Genomic DNA, 8531 nt, shown 5'->3' on the forward strand with positions numbered 1-8531 from the left:
AGTCGTCCGCCCTGTCGGGCCGCTCACCAGGAGGGGTGGGAAGTCGCTCCATCGCCGCTCATCTCGCCCTCGCTAGATCCTTTCCCCGCAGCCCCACGGGAACCTGCACGGCCAGGGCTCTACTGACAAGCATGATCCTGCGAGGCACGCAGCACCAACGCAAAGCCAGTCGGGGCGCCGCCCCGCCCCGCCCGCCCCGGCCGGGCGGCCCGGAAAATCTTCAGAAAGTGCACACGGCGTGGAACCGCATGCCGGGCTCTCCGCGTGAAGTATGGCAATAGGACATCTCGGGACATATCCATCGCTTCCGAGAGCGTGAGCAGTGATGACCGAGCCGATCCGTCGGAGGAAAGTCCCCGTAACCCCATGAGCTCCACTCCCACCCCGCACACCGAAGCCCTCGGACCTGCCCAGGCCCCGCTGACACCGCGCGAGCAGGAGGTTCTGCGGCACATCGCCGCAGGGCACACCTACGCCCAAACGGCCCGCCGCATGGGGCTTTCCCGGCACACGGTCGACGCCTACCTGCGCCGCATCCGGGCCAAGCTCGGCATCACCAGCACGGCAGAACTCACGCGGCTGGCCATCACCCTCGAGCTGTGACAGTGACGCCACCTGCAGGGCGAGGGAAGGGGTAAGACCTGTGGAAAATCCTCAATGTCATGGAATGTCCCGATGCTGTGACAAGTCCCCAATGGCCGTTGACTCCCTCATGGCCGGCCTTCCACGCTGATGAGTAAGCAGCCCATCCACCCCAAAGGAGATCATCATGGCGACGAGCACCGGGAGGCGCATCCGACACCTCGTCGGCGCGTCCTGCGCTGCTGCACTGCTCGCCGGAACGGCGGGCGTGGCGAGCGCCGAGGCAGTGCCTCAGACAACGAAGGCCACGACGGAATCGTCGAGGGCGGCACCACACGATCCCTGTACGGGCTTCCACTACGAGGACGGCGACACTGTTTGGGACCCGCCGGGCTGCACCCCGCCATGATGTGAGGCAAGGCAACCGCCACTGCCCTAGGTCCGACTGCGCCCGTCAAGACGCCGTGTGGAACTGCCGCCGAGCAGGCCACCGGACAAAGATCGCGCCAGCGCCTGCAGGTCAGCCGCGCTTCCAGGAGAGATGTTTTCTGGTACCGCCGAATCGGCCGGGCGCAGTCCTGCCTTGTCAGACGCCTTCTGGAACGTGATCACCGACACCGAGCCCGAGACGAAGTTGGACACGTAGACCTGGCGCCTGTCCCTGTCCGGCGACACCGCCACCCCCAGCGGGCCGTCGCCGACGCGGATGGTGCGGTCCACCTTGTTCGTCGCGGTGTCGATCACCGACACCGAGCCCTCGAAGCTGTTGGCCACGTAGACCTGGCGCCCGTCCGGGGACAACGCCACCCCCTTCGGGCCGTCGCCGACGCGGATGGTGCGGTCCTTGGTGTTCTTCGCGGTGTCGATCACCGACACCGTATCCGAGTAGAGGTTGGTCACGTAGACCCGGCGCTCATCCGGGGACAACGCCACCCCCAGCGGGGTGGAGCCGACGTCAATGTTGCTCTTCACGCGGTTCTTCGCGGTGTCGATCACCGACACCGAGTCCGAGCCGTAGTTGGTCACGTAGGCCCGGCGCCCGTCCCGTGACACCGCCACACCCTGCGGGTCTTTTTCGACGGGGATGTTGCTCTTCACGCGGTTCTTCGCGGTGTCGATCACCGACACCGAACCCGGTATCGAGCTCGAACCGTTCAGGATTACGTAGACCCAGCGCCCATCCCGGGACAGCTCCACCCCCACGGGGGTGGAGCTGACGGGGATGGAGCTGTCCTCGCGGTTCGTGAGGGTGTCGATCACCGACACCGAGTCCGAGCCGCGGTTGGTCACATAGACCAGGCGCTTGTCCGGGGACACCGCCACACCCTGCGGGTCTTTGCCGACGGGGATGGGGTCCTCGGTGCTGTTCGTCGCGGTGTCGATCACCGACACCGAACCCGAGCCCAAGTTGGCCACGTAGCTCCAGCGCCCGTCCTGGGACACCGCCACCCCCATCGGGGACTTGCCGACCTGGATCGAGGCCACGCGTTCAGGATCCGAGGAGCCGGACTGTGCCAGGTAGATGCCTACGCCCCCCGCGGCCAGCGCCATCGCCACCATCCCCGCGATGAGCCCGGCCCGCCGGTGTCCGAGCCTCGACAGGCCGGGCCGCGGCCGGGCCTCGTCACCTTTGTGCGGCAGCGGTTCCAGAGGCGGACCGGTCAGTTCCTCCGACTCGGCCGACGGCAGCGGTTTCCGGGGCGGACCGGTCGGTTCCCCCGGCTCGGCCGACGGCAGGAGCTCGGTCGGCGGGGACGGCTCCGGGGAGCGCGACGGCTTCGGGCCGGCCGGTTCCTCCGGCTCGGCCGACGGTATGACCGGGGGGTGCGAAGGGGAAGGGCGGGGCTGGGCGGCGATGGAGGTGAGCCGCCGGGTGGCCTCGTCGCCGTCCATCCGCTGCGCGGGATCCTTGGCCAGCAGCCCGAGGAGGACCGGGGTCAGCTCCGTTACCCGGCGCGGCGGGGTGGGAAACTCGGACAGCACGGCGCTCAGCGTGGTGACGGCGGAGTCGCGGTCGAAGGGGCCGGTCCCCTCGAGCGCGAAATACAGGGTGGCGCCGAGTGAGAACAGGTCACAGGCCGGGGTGGGCACCTCGCCGTGGGCCCGTTCCGGGGCCATGAAGCCCGGGGTCCCGAGGAAATCCGCGGTGGCGGTCAGGCGGGCCTCACCGGAACTCGGCTCCAGCGAGATGCCGTAGTCGATCAGCAGCACCTGGCAGCCCTCCGTGGGGCGGGAGGGCTGCGGGCCGGGGCAGGTCAGCAGGACGTTGGCCGGTTTGACGTCCCGGTGCAGGATGCCGAGCCGGTGACCCTCCTGCAGGGCGTCGAGGACCGCCAGCCCGATCCGGGCGACGTCGGGGGGCGGCAGCGGCCCCCGCTCGCGCACCACCGCATCCAGGTCCATGGCGCCGGGGACGAACTCCATGACGATCCACGGCAGGCCGTCGGCCTCCACGATGTCGTACACCGTGACCACATGGGGGTGGTTGCGCAGCCGGGCAGCGTGCTGTGCTTCGCCGCGGGCCCGCGTGATCCGGGCGCTCACCTCTTGTTCTGGGATGTCCGGCGGCAGGACGATCTCCTTGAGTGCGACCTCGCACGCCAGGTTCTGGTCATAGGCCTGCCACACCCGTCCCCTGCCGCCAGTGCCGAGCCGACGCAGGAGCCGGTAGCGCCCGGCGATCACGCGCCCGGCGGCCTCGTGCACTCCCGTCATGGCGTTCCCTCTTCCAGGGCGGCCCAGCAGGGTCCCCGGCGAGTGTTACAGCCCTTCTTTAGGTATTTCATATCGCCACAAGAGCGGCAAGTCACCCAGAACGGGTGTAGCTCGCGCATGTCCCGTACGGCGGTGTCCGGATCATGAGGAAGTACAAGCCGGATGGCATGAAACCTGCCCGCCTTCGGCGCTGGTGATCGAATCCAATCCCGGTGAGGCAGCGTTCCCCTTTCCTCGCGTTCCCCATACTCTGACGGTCCGTCAGATAATGCCGCCAGAGCCGGGAGTCTGCGATGTCACTGCTCAAGGGAAAGACCGTGGTCGTCTCGGGGGTCGGCGCCGGACTGGGGCACCAGGTCGCGGCGGCGGTCGTACGGGATGGCGGGAACGCGGTGCTGGGTGCACGGACGGAGGAGAACCTCGTCAAGAGCGCGGTCGCGATCGATCCGCACGGGGCGCACACGGCGTACCGGGCGACCGACATCACCGACGAGGGGCAGTGCGAGGAGCTGGCCGGGCTGGCGCGGGAGCGGTTCGGGGGGATCGACGCGGTCGTCCATGTCGCCGCCTGGGACAGCTATTTCGGCGGACTGGAGGACGCCGACTTCTCGGCCTGGCTGTCGGTGATCGACGTCAACCTGCTGGGGACGCTGCGGATGACGCGGGCGTGTCTGCCGGGACTGAAGGAGGGCGGCGGGGGTTCGGTGGTGTTCGTCGGGACACAGTCGGCGGTGGCGGCTCCGTCGCAGGTGCGGCAGGCGGCGTACGCGGCGTCGAAGGGTGCGTTGACGAGCGCGATGTACTCGCTGGCGCGGGAGTTGGGGCCGTATCGGATCCGGGTGAACACCGTGCTGCCGGGGTGGATGTGGGGCCCGCCGGTGCAGGCGTACGTACGGTTCACCGCGCACACCGAGGGGGTGCCGGAGGATGAGGTACTGGGGCGGCTGACCGGCCGGATGGCGTTGCCGGAGCTGGCCACGGACGGGGATGTGGCGGACGCGGCAGTGTTCCTGGCGTCGGACCGGGCGCGGGCCATCACGGGGCAGTCGCTGCTGGTCAATGCGGGGGAGCTGATGCGCTGACCACCGCTTTCCAAGGTTCATGTTCGTGAACGAAGGTCACCTGACAGAACATTTTTGCCTGCTCTTGACCTTCCCCTTGCTTGTCGTGTCCGCGTCGGCGCACTCACGATGAGCGGGCCGTTCACAAGGCGGACCCTGGAAGGGTGGCACATGAACAGTCTCGACTGGGCCGTGCTCATCGGCTACTTCGGCGTGATGGTCGCGATCGGCATCTGGTCGCACAAACGCGTGGACAACGTCAGCGACTTCTTCACCGCCGGCGGGAAGATGCCGTGGTGGCTGTCCGGCATCTCGCACCACATGTCCGGATACAGCGCGGTGATGTTCACCGGGTACGCAGGCATCGCCTACACCTACGGCGTGACCTCCTTCGTGACCTGGTCCTTCCCGATCGCACTGGGCATCGCCATCGGGTCGAAGCTGTTCGCACCGCGCATCAACCGGCTGCGCTCGCGGCTCCATGTGGCCTCCCCACTGGAGTACTTGAAGAACCGTTACGACCTCAAGACCCAGCAGGCGCTGGCCTGGTCGGGCATGCTGCTGAAGATCGTGGACGTGGGCGCGAAGTGGGCGGCGATCGCGACCCTGCTGTCGGTGTTCACCGGGGTCTCCCTGAACGAGGGCATCCTCATCACCGGCGGCATCACGGCCGTGTACTGCACCATCGGCGGCCTGTGGGCGGACGCGCTCACGGAGCTGGGGCAGTTCGTCATCCAACTCCTCGCCGGTATCGCGATGTTCGTCGCCGTCGTGGTGGAACTCGGCGACTACGGCGGGTTCTTCGGCGTCTGGGACCGGCCGGAGCTGGACGGACACGAGAAGCCGCTGGTGGGGCCGTACGGGACGGTCTTCCTGCTCGCCTTCCTCTTCATCAAGCTCTTCGAGTACAACGGCGGCATGCTCAACCAGGCCCAGCGGTACATGGCGACGCCCACTCCGCGGGAGGCGGAGCGCTCGGCCCGGCTGTCGGCGATCCTGTGGCTGGTCTGGCCGCTGGTGCTGTTCTTCCCCATGTGGATGTCGCCGCTGCTGGTGGAGTCACAGAAGCCGGACGGCTCCGACTCCTACGCTCTGATGACCGAACAACTCCTCCCGCACGGCCTGTTGGGCCTGGTCATCGTCGGCTTCTTCTCGCACACCATGGCCATGTGCTCCTCCGACGCCAACGCGATCGCCGCCGTCTTCACCCGGGACTGCGCGCCGGTGATCTCGGCGAAGGCCCGCGCGTGGAACGAGCGCCAGGGCCTGATCGTGGCCCGCGTCGCGACCGTCGTCTTCCTCGGGCTGTCCATGGCGGCGGCCACGCAGGTCAACTCCCCCACCTTCAAGGACATCATCACCGTGGTGATCAAGTGGGTCGCCGGTCTGATGGGCCCGATGGCCATCCCGATGATGCTGGGCCTGCTGCGGCCGTTCCGCCGCTCCGGGCCGACCGCGGCGCTCGTCAGCTGGTCGATGGGTCTGCTCGCGTTCTGGCTGGTCAACTACCCGATCAACTGGAACGTCGAGGGCGGAGTGCCGCTCCAGTACCAGGTGTCCGTGCCGCTGGCGGTGTCGCTGGTGCTGTACATCCTCATCGGGTACCTGAAGCCCGAGGACACCCCGGAGCGGCTGGCGATCATCGAGCGGATCAACACCGACGGGGACGGGGCGGCGGCAGCCGCGGTCCCGTCGCCCGCCGGGTCGGTGGACGACGTGGTGCGTACGACGACGAAGGACTGACCTTGGGGGCAGTTGCCCGGAGGCGGCTGGGACTCACCCCCGCGGATAGCGCGCCAGCCACGCCGGTGACGCGCCCGCCGGGCCGTGCAGGGCGGGGCCCTGGGTCATCTCCATGGCGAAGTCGTCGGCCAGTTCCAGGATCGTGGGGCGGCCCTCCAGCTCGGCCAGCCAGGCCGGCGGGAGCGCCGTCTCGCCGTGCAGGGCGCCGAGGAGGCCGCCGGTGAGGGCGGCGGTCGTGGCGGAGGGCCCGTCGTGGTTGACGGCGAGACGCAGACCATGCCGTACGTCCTCACCGACCAGCGCGCAATAGACGGCGGCGGAGACGACCCTCTCCGCCGTGCCCTCCCCCGCCAGCTCCGCGACCCGCGCCGGCGTCGGGATCCCCTGCCGCACCGCGCCCAGCGCATGCTGCAACGCCTCCGACACCGGCTGATGCCCCGGACGGGCGGCGAGCAGGGCGAGCGCCCGCTGCACGGCACCGTCCAGGCTGTCGCCCCGCGCCAGCGCATGCACGATCACGGCGTACGCGCCCGCCGCGAGGTAGGCGGTGGGGTGGCCGTGGGTCTGGGCGGCGCACTCCACGGCGAGCTGCACGACCAGTTGCGGCTCCCAGCCGACGAGCAGTCCGAACGGCGCGGAACGGGCCGCCGCCTCGGGACCGGCCTCACCGGGGTTCTTCGGCACGTCCAGCGTGCCCATGACCTCGTCGCCGAGGCCCAGCAGCAGGGCGCGGGCCGGGTCGCGGCGGGCGTACAGCCACTCCTCGCGGGCCAGCCAGCCGTCGTCCTTGCGGCGCTCGTCCGGCCCCCAGTCCCGCTGGGTGGCGGCCCAGCGCAGATACGCCCGGTGCAGGTCGGTCGGCGGATGCCAGGCGCCGGTGTCCCGGCGCACCTGGGCACGGATCAGCCCGTCGACGGTGAACAGCGTGAGCTGGGTACGGTCGGTGACGGCACCGCGCCTCCCGTACGCGGGCGCAAGATCGACGACCCCTTCCGGGCCGTGCGCCTCCCGTATCCCGTCCAGCGTCAGCCCGTCGACCGGCGCACCGAGCGCGTCCCCGACGGCCACGCCGAGCAGCGTGCCACGCACCCGGCTGCGGAAGTCCTGCTGCTCGGTACGGCCCCAGATGGCGCCGGCTGTCGCATCCACCAGACCTCCCCGGGGCACCGTCCGTACGTACGACAGCTCAGCACTGTATTCGACCGGGGGCGGTCGGATCAGGGGGCGGATCGGTATGTGGGGTGTGACCGGAGTGGTCGCGGATGGACCCGAGTGATCACGGTTGGTCGGTTATCAGCTGCATCACAGGCCTGCTTCTGCCTCGGCTGCTTGCGTCGGGCCCGGCCGGGTCACTGGCCCACGCGATCCGGCGCCAGCTCTGCCCACACCGTCTTGCAGTTGGCCGACGCCTCGTCGATGCCCCAGCGGGCCGCTTACGCCGCGACGATCAGCAGACCTCGGCCCGATTCCGTGCGCTCCGCGCCCGGGTCCGGGACGCGCGGGATCCGGTCGCCGCGGGCGTCGGTCACCTCGATGCGCAGGATGCCGTCCTCGTGCAGCTTGAGCGTGAGACGGAAGTCCCGGCCCCGGACGCGGCCGTGGAGCACGGCGTTCGACGCCAGCTCGGCCACCACGTGGGCTGCGCCCTCGAAGTACCTCCCCCACCGTCCACGTCCGCGACTCGAAGAACAAAGACGGCGCCCGGCTCATATTCGCCGGCGACTCATGGACTGCGTTCCTCACCTGCGCGGCCGACAGCCGGTGAGCGCGCCATACTGCGGAACGCCGCGGACATGGATCGGCCGCCTGGGCAACAAGGCCCAGGCGGCCGATCTGCGTTGATCTCCGTCCGTGGTCGTGCGTCACGAGCAGAAGGGGAACGTGCTCTCCCCGTTCTCGCCGAGCAACTTCAACCAGTCGCCGTCGAGGTACTGCCGCTTCCAGTCGTCGATCTCGTCTTCCGAGACGTCGTACTTCTCGGCGGCCTCGGCGCTCGTCGTCTGCCCGGACAGCACGGACATCACGATCCGTACCTTGTCCGGCGCCGAGGGCTTCGCCCCCTCCAGCTTGTCCGGCAGCAGGTCGCTGAGCCGGAAACAACCGGGCTTGCCGGGCTCACCCGGCTGACCGGGCTCGCCGCCCTTGCCGCCCTCCCCGCCCTTGCCGCCCTTGCCGCAGTCCGAATGGTGGCCGAGGGGATCACTGGAATCGGTGGAGTAGCTGGTGTTTGTTGTGGGACTCTGCGCCGCCTGGGCGGCGTACGTGGCACCGGTGACGAGAGCCAATGAGGCCACCGTCAGGATGAGTGGACGCTGCCAGAGACTTCTGGACATGGGGGTTCTCCGTTTCCAAGACAAGGGTGTCAACTACAGGCGCTGTGCCTCGGACGCCGTGCTTGGCCGGCCGGGGCCGTTCGTGGTGATCGATGGG

General features: G+C 69.3%; 8 protein-coding genes. 4 read left to right on the top strand and 4 right to left on the bottom strand.

What is annotated here, in order from left to right:
- Nucleotides 1–366: 366 nt before the first annotated feature.
- Nucleotides 367–603, top strand: coding sequence for a response regulator transcription factor (locus tag ACTWQJ_RS40365; RefSeq protein WP_443311406.1), 237 nt, complete (start codon nucleotides 367–369; stop codon nucleotides 601–603).
- 414 nt (nucleotides 604–1017) lie between these two features.
- Here ACTWQJ_RS40365 and ACTWQJ_RS40370 read toward each other — a convergent pair whose 3' ends face one another.
- A complete protein-coding gene (locus ACTWQJ_RS40370) occupies nucleotides 1018–3297 on the bottom strand; it encodes a protein kinase domain-containing protein (protein WP_443311407.1) in 2280 nt (759 codons plus the stop codon).
- Nucleotides 3298–3590: 293 nt separating this feature from the next.
- On the opposite strand from ACTWQJ_RS40370, the gene ACTWQJ_RS40375 reads away from it, so the two are divergent.
- Complete coding sequence (locus ACTWQJ_RS40375; RefSeq protein WP_443311408.1) at nucleotides 3591–4379, top strand: SDR family oxidoreductase; 789 nt, start codon at nucleotides 3591–3593, stop codon at nucleotides 4377–4379.
- A gap of 150 nt (nucleotides 4380–4529) precedes the next feature.
- Nucleotides 4530–6101 (top strand): sodium:solute symporter family protein, encoded by a 1572-nt coding sequence (locus tag ACTWQJ_RS40380; protein ID WP_443311409.1) that lies wholly within the window; start codon nucleotides 4530–4532, stop codon nucleotides 6099–6101.
- Nucleotides 6102–6134: 33 nt separating this feature from the next.
- On the opposite strand, the gene ACTWQJ_RS40385 is transcribed toward ACTWQJ_RS40380, so the two are convergent.
- Both ACTWQJ_RS40385 and ACTWQJ_RS40390 read right to left on the bottom strand, forming a co-directional pair.
- A complete protein-coding gene (locus tag ACTWQJ_RS40385; protein ID WP_443311410.1) occupies nucleotides 6135–7250 on the bottom strand; it encodes an ADP-ribosylglycohydrolase family protein in 1116 nt (371 codons plus the stop codon).
- 284 nt (nucleotides 7251–7534) lie between these two features.
- Nucleotides 7535–7735, bottom strand: a complete 201-nt coding sequence (locus ACTWQJ_RS40390) for an ATP-binding protein (protein WP_443311411.1) — start codon at nucleotides 7733–7735, stop codon at nucleotides 7535–7537.
- A gap of 5 nt (nucleotides 7736–7740) precedes the next feature.
- Here ACTWQJ_RS40390 and ACTWQJ_RS40395 point away from each other — a divergent pair, with 5 nt between their 5' ends.
- A complete protein-coding gene (locus ACTWQJ_RS40395; RefSeq protein ID WP_443311413.1) occupies nucleotides 7741–7866 on the top strand; it encodes a DUF397 domain-containing protein in 126 nt (41 codons plus the stop codon).
- A gap of 97 nt (nucleotides 7867–7963) precedes the next feature.
- Here the strand turns inward: ACTWQJ_RS40395 and ACTWQJ_RS40400 are convergent, their stop codons facing one another.
- Nucleotides 7964–8434 (bottom strand): transposase, encoded by a 471-nt coding sequence (locus ACTWQJ_RS40400; protein ID WP_443311412.1) that lies wholly within the window; start codon nucleotides 8432–8434, stop codon nucleotides 7964–7966.
- Nucleotides 8435–8531 lie beyond the last annotated feature (97 nt).

Source organism: Streptomyces sp. KR55 (genome assembly GCF_052245645.1).
GTDB classification, from domain to species: Bacteria; Actinomycetota; Actinomycetes; order Streptomycetales; family Streptomycetaceae; genus Streptomyces; species Streptomyces flavusporus.